Below are 18,747 nucleotides of genomic sequence, written 5' to 3' on the forward strand. Positions count from 1 at the left end.
GCGCTGAGCAGGGGCGGCGACAACAGGGCCCATGCCAGGTCACGCACGGTAGAGTGCTGCAGTTGTCGGGGCAGGTCGTGAAGCTGGGCGAATGGCGTCATCCTGCGAGCATAGCCGGTTTGCCGCTGCCCGGTGGTTTCGCCCATAATCGGCGCATCGTCACCCGCCGCAGAGCCTCGCAGGAGCCCCATGGAGCAATTTCGCAATATCGGTATCATCGGTCGCCTTGGCAGCTCGCAGGTGCTCGACACCATTCGCCGACTGAAAAAATTCCTCCTCGATCGCCACCTGCACGTGATCCTCGAGGACACCATTGCCGAAGTGCTGCCCGGCCATGGCTTGCAGACGTCCACCCGCAAGCTGCTGGGCGAGGTCTGCGACCTGGTCATCGTGGTCGGCGGCGACGGCAGCCTGCTGGGCGCTGCCCGCGCGCTGGCCCGGCACAACATTCCGGTGCTGGGTATCAACCGTGGCAACCTGGGTTTTCTCACCGACATCCGCCCCGACGAGCTGGAACAGAAGGTCGCCGAAGTGCTCGACGGCCACTACCTGGTAGAAAACCGTTTCCTGCTGCAGGCCGAGGTGCGTCGCCACCACGAGGCCATCGGCCAGGGCGATGCGCTGAACGACGTGGTGCTGCACCCGGGCAAGTCCACGCGCATGATCGAGTTCGAGATCTACATCGACGGCCAGTTCGTCTGCAGCCAGAAGGCCGACGGCCTGATCGTCGCCACCCCCACCGGCTCCACCGCCTATGCGCTGTCGGCCGGTGGCCCGATCATGCACCCCAAGCTCGATGCCATCGTCATCGTGCCGATGTACCCGCACACCTTGTCGGGCCGGCCGATCGTGGTTGACGGCAACAGCGAGCTGAAGATCGTGGTGTCCAAGGACCTGCAGATCTACCCGCAGGTGTCCTGTGACGGCCAGAACCACTTCACGTGCGCCCCCGGCGACACCATCACGGTCAGCAAAAAGCCGCAAAAGCTGCGCCTGATCCACCCGCTGGACCACAATTACTACGAGGTCTGCCGCACCAAACTGGGTTGGGGCAGCCGCCTGGGGAGCAGTGACGACTGATGCTCGATCCGGCGCGAAGTTTTGACATCATCGGCGACGTGCACGGCTGTGCACTGACCCTTGAACGCCTGCTCGACGCCCTCGGATACAAGCGCGTGGCTGGCGTGTGGCGCCACCCGCGACGTCAGGCGCTGTTCCTTGGCGACATCGTCGACCGCGGGCCACGCATTCGTGAGGCGCTGCACATCGTCCACGACATGGTCGAAGCCGGCCAGGCGTTCTGCATCATGGGCAACCACGAATACAATGCCCTGGGCTGGGTCACCCCGGCGCTGCCTGGCAGCGGCAAGGCCTATGTCCGCGAACACACGCCGCGGCATGCCCGGCTGATCGACGAAACCCTGACCCAGTTTGCCCAACACCCCGGCGATTGGCACGATTTCGTCAACTGGTTCTACCAGCTGCCGCTGTTCATCGACGCAGGGCGCTTCCGTCTGGTGCACGCCTGCTGGGACCCGCGGCTGATCGAGCCGCTGCGCCGGCAATACCCCGACGGACGCATCGATGAGCACTTCATCCAGGCCTCGGCGGTCAGTGGCAGTTTTGCCGACACGGTGTGCAACCGCCTGTTGCGCGGTACCGACATGCGCCTGCCGGACGGGCTGACGCTGACCGGCGGCGACGGCCTGACCCGCGCGTTCTTCCGCACCAAGTTCTGGGAAGAAGACCCGAAAACCTACGGTGACATCGTGTTCCAGCCCGATGCCCTGCCCGAGGAAGTGGCCAGCACCCCGCTCAGCCACAGCCAGAAGAACGCCTTGCTGCGTTATGACGAAGACCAGCCGATGCTGTTCGTCGGGCATTACTGGCGCAGCGGCCGACCGGCACCGATCCGCGCCAACCTGGCCTGCCTGGACTACAGCGCCGTGCTCTACGGCAAGCTGGTCGCCTACCGGCTGGATGATGAAACCCGTATAGACCCACACAAGTTCGTCTGGGTCGACGTCGACCGCCCACAGGCCAACCAATGAACATTATCGAAGTGATGCGCCTGCCGCTGTCGGTCGACCTCAGCGGCTTCGTCCACCTGTTGCAACGCCTGCAGGTACCGCACCGGGTCAGCGAGGAGGGCGATGCCCAGGTCCTCTGGGCCCCCGACACCCTGGCCGAAGATGTGCTGCAGCTTTACCAGCGCTACCCCGACGGCAACGCCGACCTGCCGGCCAGCGCCGAACCTGTAGGGGCGGGTTCACCCGCGAATGCCCCCACACAGCCTTCTCTGGCAGCCCAGGCCAAGGCCTGCAAAATCACCACCCTCACACTGCTGCTGTGCTTCATCGTCGCCGGCCTTACGGGCCTTGGTGACAACTTCACCACCATCAGCTGGTTCACCTTCCTCGACTTCCGTGTCCAGGGCGACTACCTGTACTTCACCTCGCTGGCGCAAACCCTGGATGAAGGCCAGTGGTGGCGCCTGGTATCACCCATGCTGCTGCATTTCGGCGTGCTGCACCTGGCCATGAACAGCCTGTGGTACTGGGAGCTGGGCAAACGCATCGAACTGCGCCAGGGCCCGTGGGCGTTGCTGGGCCTGACCCTGCTGTTCAGCCTGGTGTCCAACCTGGCCCAGCACTACACCAGTGGGCCGAGCTTGTTTGGTGGTCTGTCCGGCGTGCTGTACGGCCTGCTCGGGCATATCTGGCTGTACCAGTGGCTGGCGCCTGACCGTTACTTCAACCTGCCCAAGGGCGTGCTGGTGATGATGCTGATCTGGCTGGTGGTATGCCTGACCGGCGTGGTCGGCACGCTCGGCCTTGGCCAGATCGCCAATGCCGCCCACGTCGGCGGGCTGCTCATCGGATGCCTGACCGGGCTCTTGGGTGGGGCGCTGGCCCGGCGTAAACTGTCGGCTTGAATCAGGAGACACTATGTCCACTTTCGCGCAAATGATTGAAAACATTACCCCGGAAATCTACCAGAGCCTGAAACTGGCCGTGGAAATCGGCAAATGGTCCGATGGCCGCAAGCTCACCGCCGAGCAGAAAGAGCTGTCGCTGCAGGCGGTCATCGCCTGGGAGATGAAGAACCTGCCTGAAGACCAGCGCACCGGCTACATGGGCCCGCAGGAGTGCGCGTCGAAGTCCGCGCCCATCGCCAACATTCTGTTCAAGTCGGACTCGGTACATTGATCGAACTCGCACGTGGCTCGTTGAGCAAGATGGCTGTAAGCCTGCAGGCACCGGTGGTGCAGTACAGCTTCCGCCTGGATGACACGCAGGTGCCGGTCAACCCCATGATCGGTCAGCGCCTGCGCCTGGAATACCTCGGCGCCATTCATTGCAGCCATTGCGGCAAGCGCACCAAGACCAGCTTCAGCCAGGGTTACTGCTACCCGTGCATGACCAAGCTGGCCCAGTGCGATGTGTGCATCATGGCCCCGGAAAAATGCCACTACGACGCCGGCACCTGCCGGGAGCCGTCGTGGGGCGAACAGTTCTGCATGACCGACCACGTCGTCTACCTGGCCAATTCGTCGGGGATCAAGGTCGGCATCACCCGTGCCACCCAGCTGCCCACCCGCTGGCTCGACCAGGGCGCCAGCCAGGCGTTGCCGATCATGCGCGTGGCCACCCGGCAGCAATCGGGCCTGGTCGAAGACGTGCTGCGCAGCCAGGTGCCGGACCGTACCAACTGGCGCGCGCTGCTCAAGGGCGATGCCGAGGTGCTCGACCTGCCGGCCATCCGGGAGCAGATCTTCGAAGCCTGCGCCGACGGCCTGCGCGAGCTGCAGGGGCGCTTTGGCCTGCAGGCGATCCAGCCGCTGCCGGACGCCGAAGTGGTGCAGATGAACTACCCGGTCGAGGCGTACCCGAAGAAGATTGTCAGCTTCAACCTCGACAAGGACCCGGTGGCCGAGGGCACGCTGCTGGGCATCAAGGGCCAGTACCTGATCTTCGACACCGGTGTGATCAATATTCGCAAGTACACGGCCTACCAGTTGGCCGTGCTCCAGTAAAAAGGACCTGCACATGCGTACCGAACAACCGCAAGTGATCTACCTCAAGGATTACCAGGCGCCGGAGTACCTGATCGACGAGACGCACCTGACCTTCGAGCTGTTCGAGGACCACACGCTGGTTCACGCGCAACTGGTCATGCGCCGCAACCCGGCACGCGGTGCCGGCCTGCCGCCACTGGAACTCGATGGCCAGCAGCTGGAACTGCTGCGCGCCTCCCTGGATGACCAGGAATTGCAGCCAGGCGACTACCGGCTCGACGCCGACAGCCTGACCGTACAGCCCAAGGCCGAGCGTTTCACCCTCGACACCAGCGTGAAGATCCACCCGGAAAGCAACACCGCCCTGGAAGGCCTATACAAGTCGGGCAAGATGTTCTGCACCCAGTGCGAGGCCGAGGGCTTCCGCAAGATCACCTACTACCTCGACCGCCCGGACGTGATGAGCACCTTCACCACCACGGTCATCGCCGAGCAGCATCGCTACCCGGTCTTGCTGTCGAACGGCAACCCGATCGGCAGCGGGCCGGCCGAAGACGGCCGTCACTGGGCGACCTGGGAAGACCCGTTCATGAAGCCGGCCTACCTGTTCGCCTTGGTCGCCGGTGACCTGTGGTGCGTTGAAGACAGCTTCACCCGACAGTCCGGCCGTGAGGTGACCCTGCGCATCTACGTCGAGCCCGAGAATATCGACAAGTGTGACCACGCCATGGTCAGCCTGAAAAAGTCCATGCGCTGGGACGAAGAAGTCTATGGCCGCGAGTACGACCTGGACATCTTCATGATTGTTGCGGTCAATGACTTCAACATGGGCGCCATGGAAAACAAGGGCCTGAACATCTTCAACTCCAGCTGTGTGCTGGCCCGCGCCGAAACCGCCACCGATGCTGCGCACCAGCGCGTCGAAGGGGTGGTCGCTCACGAGTACTTCCACAACTGGTCGGGCAACCGTGTCACCTGCCGTGACTGGTTCCAGCTGTCGCTGAAGGAAGGCTTCACGGTGTTCCGCGATGCCGAGTTCAGTGCCGACATGAACTCGCGCACGGTCAAGCGCATCGAAGACGTCGCCTACCTGCGCACCCACCAGTTCGCCGAAGACGCCGGCCCCATGGCCCACCCGGTGCGCCCGGACAGCTTCATCGAAATCTCCAACTTCTACACCCTGACCGTCTACGAGAAGGGCGCCGAAGTGGTGCGCATGGTCCGTACCCTGTTGGGTACCGAAGGCTTCCGTAAAGGCAGTGACCTGTACTTTGAACGTCACGATGGCCAGGCGGTAACCACCGACGACTTCATCAAGGCCATGGAAGACGCCAACGGCGTCGACTTTACCCAGTTCAAGCGCTGGTACAGCCAGGCGGGTACCCCGCGTCTGGAGGTCAGCGAGGCGTATGACGCCGCCGCGCAGACCTACAGCCTGACGTTCCGCCAGAGCTGCCCGCAGACCCCGGACAAGGCCGAGAAACTGCCGTTCGTGATCCCGGTGGAGCTGGGCCTGCTGGATGCCGCCGGCAATGACCTACCGCTGCAGTTGGCGGGCGAAGACGCCGCTCAAGGGACCAGCCGCGTGCTGTCGGTGACCGAGGCCGAGCAAACCTTCACCTTCCAGGGCATTCAGGCCAAGCCGCTGCCGTCGCTGCTGCGTGGCTTCAGCGCCCCGGTGAAGCTGAGCTTCCCGTATGACCGCGACCAGCTGATGTTCCTGATGCAGCACGACAGCGACGGCTTCAACCGCTGGGAAGCGGGCCAGCAGCTGTCGGTGCAGGTACTGCAGGAACTGATCGGCCAGCATCAACGCGGTGAAGCCCTGAAGCTCGACCAGCGCCTGATCACCGCCCTGGGCACTGTGCTGGGCAACGAATCGCTGGACCCTGCCATGGTGGCCGAAATGCTCTCGCTGCCAGGTGAGGCGTACCTTACCGAGATCAGCCAGGTGGCCGACGTCGACGCCATCCACGCCGCCCGTGAGTTCGCACGCCAGCAGATCGCCGAACACCTGTTCGACGCCCTGTGGGCGCGTTACCAGGCCAACCGTGCAGTGTCGCGCAGCACTGCCTATGTGGCCTCGGCCGAGCACTTTGCCCGCCGCAGCCTGCAGAACATCGCGCTGTCGTACCTGATGCAGAGTGGCAAGCAACAGGTGCTGGACGCGACCCTGGAGCAGTTCGAGCACTGCGACAACATGACCGAGCGCCTTACCGCGCTGGCGGTACTGGTCAACTCGCCGTTCGAGGCCGAGCGCGCCAAAGCGCTGGAGGCCTTTGCCGAGCACTTCAAGGACAACCCGCTGGTCATGGACCAATGGTTCAGCGTGCAGGCGGCCAGCACGCTGCCGGGCGGGCTGGCGCGGGTCAAGGCGTTGATGCAGCACCCGGCCTTTACCCTGAAGAACCCGAACAAGGTGCGTGCGCTGATCGGTGCCTTTGCCGGGCAGAACCTGGTCAACTTCCATGCTGCCGATGGCTCCGGGTATCGCTTCCTGGCGGACCTGGTGATCGAGCTGAATGCGCTGAATCCGCAGATTGCATCGCGGCAACTGGCGCCGCTGACACGCTGGCGCAAGTATGACGATGCGCGTCAGGCGCTGATGAAGGGTGAGCTGGAGCGCATTCTGGCTTCGGGTGAGTTGTCCAGTGATGTGTATGAGGTTGTGAGCAAGAGTCTGGCGTAATTCTTGTGAATTGGGGCTGCTTTGCAGCCCTTCGCGGGTGAACCCGCTCCTACAGGGGGACGTAACCTTTGTCGGGCGGGTTTACCCGCGAAGGGCCGCCCAGCGGCCCCGGCTTTCCCCGGCCGACAACAAAACATAACACCCCGCCCGTTGTATTCCCGCAAACATCCCCGCTACGATCCCCTCAAGCGATTGCAGGCCTCTAGATCAGGCTTTTTGCAAAGCCTGCAATGCATTGACCCACCAAAAAGAACACAACAAGGGGGCAGTCATGAGGGAACAGTTACGTACGCCAGCCAGGCGTGGTGCCTGGCCATGGGCAGCCAGCGCGATGCTGGCATTGGCATTGGGGGTGTGGGCAGACAGCGCCCAGGCCGCGGCCGCCGACGAATACTCCACCGAATCGGCCAAGGCCAGCCAAAGCCTGTTGATCGACGCCACCCATGCCGGCAAGCGCCTGGTGGTGGTGGGTGATCGCGGCCACATTCTGTTCTCCGACGACCAAGGCAGTACCTGGACCCAGGCCCGGGTACCCACCCGGCAATTGCTCACTGCCGTGTTTTTCCTCGACGACAAGCGTGGCTGGGCCGTCGGCCATGACGCGCAGATCCTCGCCAGCAGCGACGGCGGCGCCACCTGGAGCAAGCAGTTCGAAGACCTCGCCCGTGAAGCGCCCTTGCTCGATGTCTCCTTCCTTGACGCTCAGCACGGCTTTGCCGTGGGGGCCTATGGTGCCTTGCTGGAAACCACCGATGGTGGGCAGCACTGGCAGGATGTGGCCGAGCGGCTGGACAACCCGGACCAGCTGCACCTGAACGGTATCGCCCACGTGCGCGATGCCGGCCTGTTCATCGTGGGTGAGCAGGGCGGCATGTTTCGCTCCACCGACAACGGCCAGACCTGGGCCAAGGTCCAGGGCCCCTACGAGGGCTCGTTGTTCGGCGTGATCGGCACCGCCAGGCCGCAGACCCTGCTGGCCTACGGCCTTCGCGGCAACCTGTTCCGCTCCAGCGACTTCGGTGACAGCTGGCAGCCGATCGAACTCAAGGCCGCGCGCGGTACCCTGGAGTTCGGCCTGGCAGGCGCTACGCTTGTCGATGATGGCAGCCTGGTGCTGGTCGGCAATGGTGGCAGCGTGCTGCGCAGCACGGACGACGGCCAGACCTTCAGCGTGTACAACCGTGCCGACCGCCTGGCCCTGGCCGGCGTCAGTGGCCTGGCCAACGGCGGCCTGCTGCTGGTGGGGCAGGGGGGGGTGCACCTGGCCAGCGCCGAAGGGGCTGATCAGGCGGCCCGGGAGGTGCGCCCATGACCAGCAGGGAGAGCATTGCCATGCACCCGCATCACCAGGATAAAGCCACGCTGCTCGAACGCCTGATCTTCAACAACCGCCCAGTGGTCATCGCCCTGTGCGTGCTGGTCAGCATTTTCCTGTTCTGGCAGGCCACGCAGATTCGCCCCTCCACCAGCTTCGAGAAGATGATCCCGCTGCAGCATCCGTTCATCGAGCAGATGATGGAGCACCGCAACGACCTGGCCAACCTCGGCAACACCGTGCGCATCTCGGTGGAGGCGGTGAACGGTGACATCTTCGACAAGGACTACATGGAGACCCTGCGTCAGATCCATGACGAAGTGTTCTACATCCCGGGTGTCGATCGGGCCGGGCTGAAGTCACTGTGGAGCCCCAGCGTGCGCTGGAGCGAGGTCACCGAAGAGGGGTTTTCCGGTGGCGAGGTCATCCCTAACACCTACAACGGGTCGCAGGACAGCCTCGATACCCTGCGCGACAACGTGCTCAAGTCAGGCCAGGTGGGGCGTCTGGTAGGCAACAACTTCAAGTCCAGCATCGTCGACGTGCCGCTGCTGGAGAGCTACCCCGACCCGCAGGACCCGGGCAAACAGGTGAAGCTGGACTACCAGCAGTTCTCTCACCTGCTGGAAGAGAAGATCCGTGACAAGTTCCAAGCGCAGAACCCCAATGTAAAAATCCACATCGTCGGCTTTGCCAAGAAGGTCGGTGACCTGATCGATGGCCTGGTGATGGTGGCGATGTTCTTCGGCGTCGCCCTGGTGATCACCTGGGTGCTGTTGTACTGGTTTACCTGGTGCATCCGCAGCACTGTCGCCGTGCTCATTACCACGCTGGTGGCGGTGGTCTGGCAGCTGGGGCTGATGCATGCGGTGGGCTTTGGCCTGGACCCGTACTCGATGCTGGTGCCGTTCCTGATCTTCGCCATCGGCATTTCCCACGGGGTGCAGAAGATCAACGGCATCGCCCTGCAGTCGAGTGACGCCGACAACGCCCTTACCGCTGCCCGGCGCACATTCCGTCAGTTGTTCCTGCCGGGAATGATCGCCATCCTTGCCGACGCGGTGGGCTTCATTACCCTGCTGATCATCGACATCGGGGTGATTCGCGAATTGGCCATCGGCGCCTCCATCGGCGTGGCGGTGATCGTGTTCACCAACCTGATCCTGCTGCCGGTGGCCATCTCCTACGTGGGCATCAGCAAGAAGGCCATCGAGCGCAGCAAGAAAGACGCGACGCGCGAGCACCCGTTCTGGCGCCTGTTGTCGAACTTCGCCAGTGCCAAGGTAGCGCCGGTGTCGGTGGTGCTGGCGCTGCTCGCCTTCGCCGGGGGCTTGTGGTACAGCCAGAACCTGAAGATCGGCGACCTCGACCAGGGTGCACCGGAGCTGCGCCCCGACTCACGCTACAACCAGGACAACAACTTCATCATCAGCAACTACTCGACCAGTTCCGATGTGCTGGTGATCATGGTCAAGACGCCGTCGGAGAAGTGCTCGGTCCACTCGACCATGGCGCCGATCGACGAGCTGATGTGGACCATGGAAAATACCCCTGGCGTGCAGTCGGCGATTTCCCTGGTCACCGTTTCCAAGCAGGTGATCAAGGGCATGAACGAGGGCAGCCTGAAATGGGAAACCCTGTCGCGTAACCCGGACATCCTCAACAACTCCATCGCCCGGGCTGACGGCCTTTACAACGGCGACTGCTCATTGGCACCCGTGCTGGTGTTCCTCAATGACCACAAGGCTGAAACGCTGGAGCGTGTCACCGCCGTGGCCAAGGCGTTTGCCGACAGCCATGACAAGGAAGGCCTGCAGTTCCTGCTGGCGGCGGGCAACGCCGGTATCGAGGCAGCGACCAACGAAGTGATCAAGTCGGCCGAACTGACCATCCTGATCCTGGTGTACATCTGCGTGGCAGTGATGTGCCTGATCACCTTCCGCTCGTTCGCCGCCACGCTGTGCATCGTGCTGCCCCTGGTGCTGACCTCGGTGCTGGGCAACGCGCTGATGGCCTATATGGGCATCGGGGTGAAGGTGGCGACCTTGCCGGTGGTGGCGCTGGGGGTGGGGATTGGCGTGGATTACGGCATCTACATCTACAGCCGGCTGGAGAGCTTCCTGCGTGCGGGGCTGCCGTTGCAGGAGGCCTATTACCAGACCCTGCGCTCGACGGGTAAAGCCGTGTTGTTCACTGGCTTGTGCCTGGCCATCGGCGTGTGCACCTGGATCTTCTCGGCAATCAAGTTCCAGGCTGATATGGGGCTGATGCTGACCTTCATGCTGCTGTGGAACATGTTTGGCGCGCTGTGGCTGCTGCCGGCGCTGGCACGGTTCCTGATCAAGCCGGAGAAGATGGTGGGCAAGGAGGGGGGCTCGATTTTCGCCCATTGAATCGCAAGGGGGCCGCATTGCGGCCCAATCGCGACACAAGGCCGCTCCTCCACTAGGTTCGCGTTCCCGTGTGGAGGCAGCCTTGTGTCGCGATTGGGCTGCAAAGCAGCACCAGGGTTATAATGCCGCCACATCTTCCACAGGTACCCCCATGTCCCCCCTCGCCACCGCCCTGCAGTCCTGCGACATGCTCCTGATTGACGGCCTGCATGCCTTCGATTTCACCGCCGACGCATCCGGTCTCACCGTCGAATGCATGGACGGCCGCCAGCTTCGCCGCTGGTCCTTCACCCCCGAACAAGTCGCCGCCGCTATCGCCTCCGGCGATGAATGGCAACTCAACGATGCCAACGGCGAGCATCGGCTAGTCTGTATGAGTGCCTTTCGTGCCCCGGATGATGACCAAGATGAACCGGACCTGGACGAGCCTGCTGACCGCTAGCCTGATGAGCCTGACAATCTCTGCCCACGCTGCCACCTTGCTGGTGGGCAGCTACACCGATGGCGCCAGCCAGGGTATCTACCGCTACCATTTCGACGACAAGGCCGGCCAAATCGGCCCCACACCTCTGCAGGTGGTGAAAAGCGTCAGCCCTTCGTGGCTGGTGCTGTCGGCCGACCAGCGTCAGCTGTTCGCGGTGAATGAGACCCCGCAGGGCCATGCCAGCAGTTTCAGCATCAGCAGCAAAGGCGAAATCAAGCCGCTCAACCAAGTGGTCACCCAGGGCGACGAGCCCACCCACGCCAGCCTCAGCCGTGACCAGCGCTACCTGTTCGTGGCCAACTACGCGGTCAACCCCGACCCCGGTGGCAGCCTGGTGGTGATCCCGGTGGCCAAGGACGGCACGCTCAAGCCCGTGGTGCAACAGGCCCGGCATAAGGCGAGCGGGGTCAACCCTGAGCGTCAGGCCGGCGCCCACGTGCATTCGCTGGTGCTGTCGTCGGATGGCCAGCACCTGTATGCCAGCGACCTGGGTGCCGACAAGGTGTTTATCTACCGCTACGACGGTGCCAGTGCGGACCACCCGCTGACAGCGGCGATACCTGCGTCCGTGGCCTTGCCGCCGGGCAGCGGTCCGCGTCACTTGCTGTTCGACGCCAAGGGCCGGCACGCCTACCTCACCCTGGAAATGAACGCCGAGGTGGTGATGTTCGATGTGCAGGACGGCAACCTGGTTGAACGCCAGCGCTTACCCCTGACCGAGCGCCAGGAGGCCGCAGCGAAGGCGGCAGGTGGCTTGCACCTGTCGGCGGACGGGCGCTTCCTGTACGTGAGCAACCGTGGCACGGCCAATGAAATTGTGGCGTTCAGCGTGGGCAAGCAGGACGGCCAGTTGACGTTCCTGCAGCGTCGCCCGGTGGAAGGCGATCACCCTCGGGAGTTTGCCCTGGACCCGAGTGACAACTTCCTGCTGGTGGCCAACCAGAAGAGCAACCAGATCGTGGTGATACGTCGCGATCCGCGCAGTGGCAAGCTGCTGGAGACGGTGCAGACGCTGAAGCAGGATGCACCCTCGGACCTCAAGTTCATCGAGTGATATCGATCAGCGTGATAATCGGTACTGCTGCAATGAATTTTTGCGTGCGGCCTCGGCGGCGTAAGTTTGACCCAAGGCCCAAAAGGGCCACCGTCAAACCACCGCCGTCGAGGTCAGCCCAGATGAACTTCAATCTCTTCCCGGTTATTGCCGCATCCGCCATTTCCGCATCGGTCGTCCTGCCAGCGCATGCCCATGCCGACAGCAGCAAGGCTTCTGCCACCCACAGCTACACCGAGCAGTACCTGCGCCAGAGCGCCCATTTCCATGCGGCCCTGAGTGGCAAGCACCACCACTGAGCCTTGTGCGGTGTCCTGTAGGAGCGGCCTGCGTCGTGACACAAGGCCGCTCCTACAAGGTATCGCGTGAACTCATTTGGCCATCACTGACCTGAACAGTTCCGAAGCCAGCCACCCCTCCAGCCAGCTCCGCACACGCGGATAAGCCGCCTCGGCGAACCACTGCGGTTCGACCCCGGCAAACTGGCGCATCAGGGGCAGCAACGCGGCATCGGCCATGCTCGGGTGGTCGGCCAGCAGGTAAGCCCGCCCCACCAGCAAGCCTTCGAGCTCCGCCAGCCAGGCCTCGGCCTGCTGGCGGTAATGCTCGCGGGAATGCTCCGGGTAACGTTCGGCATACTTGTACAGGTTCACGTGCGCCTTGAACGTGGTGTCATTGCGCGCAATCAGCGTTTCAGCCTGCTGCGCAGCCGCAGGGGTGGCCTGTAGCCGCCAATCCTGCGGGTCGTTTTGCGTCAGCGCCCAGCGCATGATGTCCAGGCTCTCTTCCAGTACCTCGGCACCGGTATCCAGCACCGGTACCATGCCCTTGGGCGACAAGGCCAGCAGCTCTGCCGGCTTGTTCTTCATCGCCACCTCGCAAATTTCCACCTCGCAGCCGGCATAGCGCAGGGCCAGGCGCGCACGCATGGCCCATGGGCAGCGGCGGAACGAGTAGAGGATCACCCGCACACCTCCACGTCACTGAGGCCATTACCCTGGCGCCGCACCTGGATCTGGACCGGGATGCGCTCGTGCATTTCCTGTACGTGGGAAATCACCGCCACTTTGCGGCCCTGGGCTTGCAAGCCGTCGAGGGCGTTCATTGCCAGTTGCAGCGACTCGGGGTCGAGGCTGCCGAAGCCTTCGTCGATGAACAGCGACTCGATACGCAAGGTGCTGGACGCCATCGACGCCAGGCCCAGCGCCAGGGCCAGCGACACCAGGAAGGTTTCCCCGCCCGACAACGAGTGCACCGAACGCAGTTCGTCGCCCATCTCGGTGTCCAGCACCAGCAGGCCAAGGGCGCTGCCGCCGCGCTTGAGGCGGTAGCGACGGGCCAGCTGACGTAGCTGGGCGTTGGCGTGGTGCAGCAGCAGATCAAGGTTGTAGCCTTGGGCGATCTTGCGGAACACATCACCGGAGGCCGAACCGATCAGGGCATTGAGGCGGGCCCAGCGTTGCCACTGCTGGTGGGCCTGTTCGATTTCTGCCGCCAGCGCCTGGTGGGCCTGCTGGCGGCGCTGATCGTCGGCCTGTTGTGCACGCAATTCGGCGCACTGCTGCTCATGGTTGACCAGCCGCCCGCGCAGCTCGGTCAGGGCGTGTTCCAAGGCTTCGGCCGAGGTGTCCACGGTCATTTGTGCGGCGTGTTGTTGCAGGCGCTGCTCACGTTCCTGCAGCAGCACGCGGCCCTGCTCGATGGCTTTTTCCGCGCCTTGCAAACGCTGGCGCAATTCATTGACTTGCGCGTCATCCATGGCCAGCAGGCGATCGAGGCCGGCATCGTCCAGTTCCGGATGCTCGCTGCGCCAATGGGCGATCTGGGCCTGCAACTGTTGGCATTCGGCATCCAGTGCCTGTTGTTGCTGGGTATTGGCCTTGAGCTCGCTGGCCAGTTGCACGCCTTGGGTGCGCAGATCTTGCAGGCGCTGGGCGGTGTCGGCATCGAGGGCGCGGGCTTGTTCCAGCGTGGCTTCCATATGCTGCTGCCAGGCTTCGGCACTGGCATGTTCGCCTAGCAGCTCGCCGAGCGACGTCTGGGCCTGCTGGCGCTGTTCGTCGAGGGCCGCGAGCGTGTGTTGCAACTGTTGCAGGCCTTGCACGCGCGCCTGTTGCTGATCGCGCAGTTTGTCCAGCTGGGCTTGCCGGGCTTGCTGTTCTTCCTGTTCGTCCTTGCGCTGTTCCAGTTGCTGCAGGCGCTGGGCAATCTGCTGGTCGAGGGCGAGGAAGGCATTGGACGGGTCGTCGTTGAGGGCCTTGAGCGCTTCCTCTGGCAGTACGCCGGCCAGGTCGTTCAGGCCTTGCTGCAACAGCTGTTCGTCGTTGGCCAGGGCCTGGTGCTGTTGCTCCAGATGGCGCTGGGCCTGTTGCTGGGCGTCGTGGGCCGCCTGCAATTGCTGGTTCAGGCGGGCGGCGTCTTTTTGCAGGGCCAGCAGGGCGCTCTGGCGTTTCTCGTCCTGGCTGATTTCTTCATCCAGGCGACGCAGCTGGCTGTCGAGCCAGGTGCTACGGGCCTTGTCGTCCTGCGGGGCGAGGGCTGGCCATAGGCTGTGTGCCTGTACCTGAGCCACCAGCGGTTGCAACTGTTCGCCCAGTTGCTGCTGTTGCTGCTGGAAGTCCTTGAGCTGGGCATTGACCACACCCAGCTGGGTACGCAGCTCCACCAGCGTGTTGTTGAGCGTTTCGACCTGCTTCTGCGCGGCGTGCTCTTCGGCCTGGTCATGGCGACCCAAGCTCTGCAGCAGCGCTTCTGGCTGATGGAAGGGGTGTTCGGCGCTGCCACAGACCGGGCAGGGTTCGCCGTCACGCAGTTGGTCACGCAGTTCTTCGACGCTGGTGTTGCGTGCCAGGCGTTGCCGTTCCAGCAGTTGACGGGTGAGGATCAACGCCTGCTCGGCGGCCTCCAGCTCGGCCTTGGCGGCGGTGCCTTCGGTAATCAGTTGCTGGCGTTGCAGCATGGCCTGCTGCTGCCGTTCGCGCAGGGCATCCAGCTGCTGGCGCAGCTCCTGTTCCCGGCCGTGCAGGCGTGACATTTCTTCTACGGCGCGCTGCTGTTTGCGGTTGTCCTGCAGCATGCCGCCGAGCAGGTCGATCTGTTCGGCCAGGGCCTGGGGTTCGGCCTTGGCTTCACGGAACAACAGGTCGTAGGCATCGCGCTCGGCCTGCAGGTGCGCATTGGCCTGGCTGGCCTGGGCCTGCAAGCCGGGTAGCTCTTCTCGGCCCTTGGTCAGGCGGCCACCGATTAGCATCACCTGTTTCAGTTGCGGCAGGTAGGCGTGCCAGGCATTGGCCAGGCCCGCCAGGTGCTGGCTGTCGGCAAGCGCGGTGTCGATCTGCGCCAGTTGCTGCACGCTGCGCTGCTGGTTGTCTTCCAGCTGCTGCAGTTGCTGCTGGCCGTCAGCGACCTGTTGTTGCGCCTGTTGGCTGATGCTGCGCTGGGCGGCCAGCTCCTGGTTCAGGCGTGCCAGGCTGTCCTGGGCGGCAAAGGCCTGGCGCAGGCGCGGCGCGTTCTCGCTGTGCTGGGCCTGGCGGTCCGCAAGCGCTTGGCGCGCAGTGTCCAGCGCCTGTTCGAGCTCGCGGGTGCGCACCTGCAGTTCGGCTTGCTGCTGTTGCTGTTCGGCCATTTTCGCGGCCACTGGCGCCAGCTGTGCGCTCAGGGCCTGTCGGCGGTGGAACTGGTGACGCTGTGGGGCCAGGCGCTCCAGGCGTGCCAGGTCCAGGCGTGGTTCGGCCAGCTGTTGCCAGTCCAGTTCGGCGGCCTGCAGCGTGGTGCTGGCTTCGGTGTGTTGGGCCTGTAGCTGGCATTGTTCATTCAGCCAGTTGCGTTGCTGCTCCAGCTGGCGCTCGCCGGCCTGGTCGGCCTTGAACTGCTGCTGCGCCTGCTCCAGGCGCTTGTCGAGCTCGGCACGGGCCTCGGCAGCCATCGGCAGCAGGTGGCTGGCGCGCTCTTTCAGGGTGTTGTGCGCCTCGCCGGCTTCGCGCGCCTTGCTGAAGGCACGCTGGCCCAGGCGGGTGTAGATCGCGGTGTTGGTGAGCTTTTCCAGCAACTCGCTGCGGTCTTTGTCGTCGGCCTTGAGGAACGCGCCGAACTCGCTCTGGGCCAGCATCACCGCACGGGTGAACTGTTCGAAGTTCAGGCCCAAACGGGCTTCGACCAGTTGCTTGTATTCGTTCTTGCCACTGCCGAGCACTTGCTCGCTGTCGAGGTCGTAGAAGCTTTGACGGCTGTGCTGCAGTTTGCCGTTGGCCTTGTCGCGGGCGCGGTTGGCTTCCCAGCGGGCGCGGTAGCGGCGGCCGTCGATGCCGACGAAATCGACCTCGGCAAACCCGCTGCCGGTGCCACGGCGCAGCAGGTTGCGCGGGTCGGAGGTGGGGATGTCGCCGTCGGCGTCCGGCACCTTGGCCTCACGGCCAATGGCATTGAGGCGCGGCACGGTGCCGAACAGCGCCAGGCACAGGGCGTCAAGCAAGGTGCTCTTGCCAGCACCGGTAGGCCCGGTGATAGCGAACAGGCCAGCGCTGGCCAACGGTTCTGCGGTGAAATCGATGTCGATCGGGCCGGCCAGCGATGCCAGGTTCTTCAGGCGGATGGCGAGAATCTTCATGGCTGTTCCTCTTCCTGCTGCACGTCCTGCAACAGCAGGGCGAAGTCGGCCAGCGCCTGCTCGTCGGCGGGGTTGCCGTAGGCTTGCTCCCAGGCGCGGCTGAACAGGTCTTGCGGGGTCATCTGGGCCAGTTCGACAAAGGCCAGGTCATCGTCCTCGGCGTTGTTGCGGCCGGCGTACTCGGCGCTGATGCGGATCAACCGTACCGCCTTGCCTTCAAGCGCGGTTTCGATCTGCTGGCGCAGGTCGGGTTGCGGCTCGTCGAGCATCACCCGCACCTCCAGCCAGGGCTGGCGGTTGGGGTCTTCAAGCAGGTCGATCACGGGCAGGTCGGCCAGTTGCTGCAACAGCTCGCCCAGCGGTGCCGGGCCCACCCGTTGCAGGGCCACGGCGCGTGGTACGGGGCGTGGCTCGACGCTGACCAGGCCGTTGCCGTCCAGCTCCACTTCCAGGACCTGGTGCGGGTAGTTGATTTCGGCGAACGACAGCGGGATTGGCGAGCCGCTGTAGCGGATGCGTTCTTCGCGGTTGACCTTCTGCGGTTTGTGCAGATGGCCCAGGGCGACGTAGCTGATAGCCTTGTCGAACAGCTTGGCCGGCAGCGCCTCGGCGTTGCCGATGATCAGGCTGCGTTCGGAGTCTTCCGACACCGCGCCACCGGCCATGTGCGCGTGGCTGATGGCGATCAGCGCCTGGTCTTTCTTGCGTTTCTTCAGGGCGGCGGCGATCAGTTGCTGGTGCACCTGGGTGATGCCTTGCAGGTAATCGTCACCCAGCTGCGGGCCGGTGACTTCGGCCGGCCGCAGGAAGGGCAGGGCCAGGCACCAGGCAGCGACCTTGCCCCGGCCGTTGGTCAGAGGGATCAGCAGGCGCTCGGCATCCAGCTGGCCCTCGTCCAGCCAGTGCACACGGCCCAACGCATGGGTGCGCAGGCGGCGCATGAGTGCGGCGGGCAGCTCGATGCGCGAACCGGAGTCGTGGTTGCCGGCGATCATCACAATGTCCAGCTTGGGCTGTTGCTCATGGGCCTGGACGATGAAGTCGTAGAGGCGTTCCTGGGCTTTGACGGGTGGGTTGACGGTGTCGAAGATGTCGCCCGCAATCAGCAGCGCATCCGGCTGGCGCAGGCGCAGCTGGCCGAGCAGCCAGTCGAGGAAGCAGGCGTGTTCGAAGTCGCGTTCCTGGCCGTGCAGGCTTTGGCCCAGGTGCCAGTCGGAGGTATGAAACAGACGCATGGATGACCTGTTGGTGTCGAGTCGAGCAAGCGAGGGCTTGGCTTGGGTGATGGGTGTTGCGCAAGGGCGGTATGGTAACCCAAGCACGGGGCCGCTGTGCGGCCCGAAAGTTCAGCGCTTGATCTCATCGGCGTACGGTGCTGGTTGTCCTGCAGGCAAGCCCGCGCATCAAACCCCTTGTTCATGGATGGCATTGGCTTATCGCGGTAGCGTCCTGCGACTCCAGGCGTTGACGCGGGTTGCCACGTTGGTTCCATGAAAAGCTGACATTGATAGCAGGGTGTCGCGCATCTCGGTTTGCCCCACAAGACGTGTCGCGGCAAAGCAGCGAGCACACGCTCGGCCACTTCCGCCTTGAACGTTCTGTGAGCTGGCTCTCGCTTTGTACCAGGGATCAAGCTTGCCCTCAAAAGTAGGCTGATCTACCCTCCGAAACGGCCATGATCACGGCTATTCGAAACCCACGGACGACAATCACAGGAGTCACCAATGGAAGGCATCCCTCAGACCCAATCTTCCCCGGATAACCTCAAGCCAAAATGGCGGGAGCGTTTCGCCTTCTTCGATCAGTACGGCGCCCCCACCTCCGAGTCATACAAAGCCGCATTCCGCGCCTTGCCATTCGGGAAGAAGTTGCTGATCAACAACAATTTCATAGCCTTTTTCTTCGGCCCGATCTATTGGTTCGTGCTGGGGCTGTGGAAGAAGAACCTGGTCATGCTGGCCATCATCATCGGCATCGGGCTGCTGCTGAGCGTCTATGAGGTGGCGACGGGCAGCGAAATCCCGCGTCCTCTGGATAACGGTATCAGCATGGGATTTGCGTTTCTGTACAGCTTCCTGACCAACCGGGCCTATTACCTGAAGCAGGCCAAAGGGCAGCAGAGCTGGAACCCGTTCGAGGGGCAGCGGTTCATCTGACTCGGCTGGTACGTTCGGCAAGTATTGTCAGG

General features: G+C 63.7%; 15 protein-coding genes and 1 pseudogene. 12 read left to right on the top strand and 4 right to left on the bottom strand.

All coding sequences use genetic code 11. The features are described 5' to 3' along the window. Positions 1 to 191, bottom strand: a pseudogene (locus AC3WLP_RS18320) (DUF1853 family protein); the annotation flags it as partial. Here AC3WLP_RS18320 and AC3WLP_RS18325 point away from each other — a divergent pair. The 11 genes from AC3WLP_RS18325 (at position 190) to AC3WLP_RS18375 (ending at position 12,252) form a co-directional block, all read left to right on the top strand. Beyond that, positions 190 to 1,080 (top strand): NAD(+) kinase, encoded by an 891-nt coding sequence (locus tag AC3WLP_RS18325; protein ID WP_003247220.1) that lies wholly within the window; start codon positions 190 to 192, stop codon positions 1,078 to 1,080. The pseudogene AC3WLP_RS18320 and the gene AC3WLP_RS18325 sit on opposite strands and share 2 nt — an antisense overlap. Then, positions 1,080 to 2,051 carry a metallophosphoesterase gene (locus AC3WLP_RS18330; protein WP_003247221.1) on the top strand — a complete coding sequence of 324 codons (972 nt, stop codon included), beginning with the start codon at positions 1,080 to 1,082 and terminating at the stop codon, positions 2,049 to 2,051. Before AC3WLP_RS18325 ends, AC3WLP_RS18330 begins: the two co-directional genes overlap by 1 nt. After that, positions 2,048 to 2,935, top strand: a complete 888-nt coding sequence (locus AC3WLP_RS18335) for a rhomboid family intramembrane serine protease (protein WP_012053241.1) — start codon at positions 2,048 to 2,050, stop codon at positions 2,933 to 2,935. Before AC3WLP_RS18330 ends, AC3WLP_RS18335 begins: the two co-directional genes overlap by 4 nt. Positions 2,936 to 2,948: 13 nt before the next feature. After that, positions 2,949 to 3,209, top strand: coding sequence for a YeaC family protein (locus AC3WLP_RS18340; RefSeq protein ID WP_003247224.1), 261 nt, complete (start codon positions 2,949 to 2,951; stop codon positions 3,207 to 3,209). Continuing rightward, entirely contained in the window at positions 3,206 to 4,036 is an 831-nt protein-coding gene (locus AC3WLP_RS18345; protein ID WP_014754020.1) for a DUF2797 domain-containing protein, read from the top strand. Before AC3WLP_RS18340 ends, AC3WLP_RS18345 begins: the two co-directional genes overlap by 4 nt. Positions 4,037 to 4,049: 13 nt before the next feature. After that, positions 4,050 to 6,707, top strand: coding sequence for an aminopeptidase N (gene pepN, locus AC3WLP_RS18350; protein WP_014754019.1), 2,658 nt, complete (start codon positions 4,050 to 4,052; stop codon positions 6,705 to 6,707). 271 nt (positions 6,708 to 6,978) lie between these two features. Next, a complete protein-coding gene (locus tag AC3WLP_RS18355; RefSeq protein WP_012053239.1) occupies positions 6,979 to 8,019 on the top strand; it encodes a WD40/YVTN/BNR-like repeat-containing protein in 1,041 nt (346 codons plus the stop codon). Continuing rightward, positions 8,016 to 10,415, top strand: coding sequence for an efflux RND transporter permease subunit (locus AC3WLP_RS18360; RefSeq protein WP_003247228.1), 2,400 nt, complete (start codon positions 8,016 to 8,018; stop codon positions 10,413 to 10,415). Before AC3WLP_RS18355 ends, AC3WLP_RS18360 begins: the two co-directional genes overlap by 4 nt. A gap of 151 nt (positions 10,416 to 10,566) precedes the next feature. After that, positions 10,567 to 10,857 (top strand): DUF5629 family protein, encoded by a 291-nt coding sequence (locus AC3WLP_RS18365; RefSeq protein ID WP_003247229.1) that lies wholly within the window; start codon positions 10,567 to 10,569, stop codon positions 10,855 to 10,857. Further along, positions 10,823 to 11,953 carry a lactonase family protein gene (locus AC3WLP_RS18370; RefSeq protein ID WP_231138363.1) on the top strand — a complete coding sequence of 377 codons (1,131 nt, stop codon included), beginning with the start codon at positions 10,823 to 10,825 and terminating at the stop codon, positions 11,951 to 11,953. Before AC3WLP_RS18365 ends, AC3WLP_RS18370 begins: the two co-directional genes overlap by 35 nt. A gap of 122 nt (positions 11,954 to 12,075) precedes the next feature. Then, complete coding sequence (locus AC3WLP_RS18375) at positions 12,076 to 12,252, top strand: hypothetical protein (RefSeq protein ID WP_012053237.1); 177 nt, start codon at positions 12,076 to 12,078, stop codon at positions 12,250 to 12,252. Positions 12,253 to 12,324: 72 nt separating this feature from the next. Here the strand turns inward: AC3WLP_RS18375 and AC3WLP_RS18380 are convergent, their stop codons facing one another. The 3 genes from AC3WLP_RS18380 to AC3WLP_RS18390 are packed head-to-tail and all read right to left on the bottom strand — an operon-like array spanning position 12,325 to position 17,794. Beyond that, on the bottom strand, positions 12,325 to 12,918 hold the full coding sequence (locus AC3WLP_RS18380) for a glutathione S-transferase (RefSeq protein WP_088513113.1): 594 nt from the start codon (positions 12,916 to 12,918) through the stop codon (positions 12,325 to 12,327). Next, positions 12,915 to 16,559 (bottom strand): AAA family ATPase, encoded by a 3,645-nt coding sequence (locus AC3WLP_RS18385; RefSeq protein ID WP_088513114.1) that lies wholly within the window; start codon positions 16,557 to 16,559, stop codon positions 12,915 to 12,917. Before AC3WLP_RS18385 ends, AC3WLP_RS18380 begins: the two co-directional genes overlap by 4 nt. Further along, complete coding sequence (locus AC3WLP_RS18390) at positions 16,556 to 17,794, bottom strand: exonuclease SbcCD subunit D C-terminal domain-containing protein (RefSeq protein ID WP_012053234.1); 1,239 nt, start codon at positions 17,792 to 17,794, stop codon at positions 16,556 to 16,558. Before AC3WLP_RS18390 ends, AC3WLP_RS18385 begins: the two co-directional genes overlap by 4 nt. Positions 17,795 to 18,283: 489 nt before the next feature. Between AC3WLP_RS18390 and AC3WLP_RS18395 the strand changes: the two genes are divergently transcribed. Beyond that, the gene (locus tag AC3WLP_RS18395; protein WP_003247236.1) at positions 18,284 to 18,715 is read left to right on the top strand and encodes a DUF2628 domain-containing protein; all 432 of its coding nucleotides are present in this window, start codon (positions 18,284 to 18,286) and stop codon (positions 18,713 to 18,715) included. Positions 18,716 to 18,747 lie beyond the last annotated feature (32 nt).

Source organism: Pseudomonas sp. FW305-E2, from assembly GCF_058782925.1.

What these genes read in the sequence shown, in the direction of transcription:
- AC3WLP_RS18325 (WP_003247220.1), top strand. Translation starts at nt 190, where the DNA reads ATGGAGCAATTTCGCAATATCGGTATCATCGGTCGCCTTGGCAGCTCG.
- AC3WLP_RS18330 (WP_003247221.1), top strand. Translation starts at nt 1,080, where the DNA reads ATGCTCGATCCGGCGCGAAGTTTTGACATCATCGGCGACGTGCACGGC.
- AC3WLP_RS18335 (WP_012053241.1), top strand. Translation starts at nt 2,048, where the DNA reads ATGAACATTATCGAAGTGATGCGCCTGCCGCTGTCGGTCGACCTCAGC.
- AC3WLP_RS18340 (WP_003247224.1), top strand. Translation starts at nt 2,949, where the DNA reads ATGTCCACTTTCGCGCAAATGATTGAAAACATTACCCCGGAAATCTAC.
- pepN (WP_014754019.1), top strand. Translation starts at nt 4,050, where the DNA reads ATGCGTACCGAACAACCGCAAGTGATCTACCTCAAGGATTACCAGGCG.
- AC3WLP_RS18355 (WP_012053239.1), top strand. Translation starts at nt 6,979, where the DNA reads ATGAGGGAACAGTTACGTACGCCAGCCAGGCGTGGTGCCTGGCCATGG.
- AC3WLP_RS18360 (WP_003247228.1), top strand. Translation starts at nt 8,016, where the DNA reads ATGACCAGCAGGGAGAGCATTGCCATGCACCCGCATCACCAGGATAAA.
- AC3WLP_RS18365 (WP_003247229.1), top strand. Translation starts at nt 10,567, where the DNA reads ATGTCCCCCCTCGCCACCGCCCTGCAGTCCTGCGACATGCTCCTGATT.
- AC3WLP_RS18370 (WP_231138363.1), top strand. Translation starts at nt 10,823, where the DNA reads ATGAACCGGACCTGGACGAGCCTGCTGACCGCTAGCCTGATGAGCCTG.
- AC3WLP_RS18375 (WP_012053237.1), top strand. Translation starts at nt 12,076, where the DNA reads ATGAACTTCAATCTCTTCCCGGTTATTGCCGCATCCGCCATTTCCGCA.
- AC3WLP_RS18385 (WP_088513114.1), bottom strand. Translation starts at nt 16,559, where the DNA reads ATGAAGATTCTCGCCATCCGCCTGAAGAACCTGGCATCGCTGGCCGGC.
- AC3WLP_RS18390 (WP_012053234.1), bottom strand. Translation starts at nt 17,794, where the DNA reads ATGCGTCTGTTTCATACCTCCGACTGGCACCTGGGCCAAAGCCTGCAC.
- AC3WLP_RS18395 (WP_003247236.1), top strand. Translation starts at nt 18,284, where the DNA reads ATGGAAGGCATCCCTCAGACCCAATCTTCCCCGGATAACCTCAAGCCA.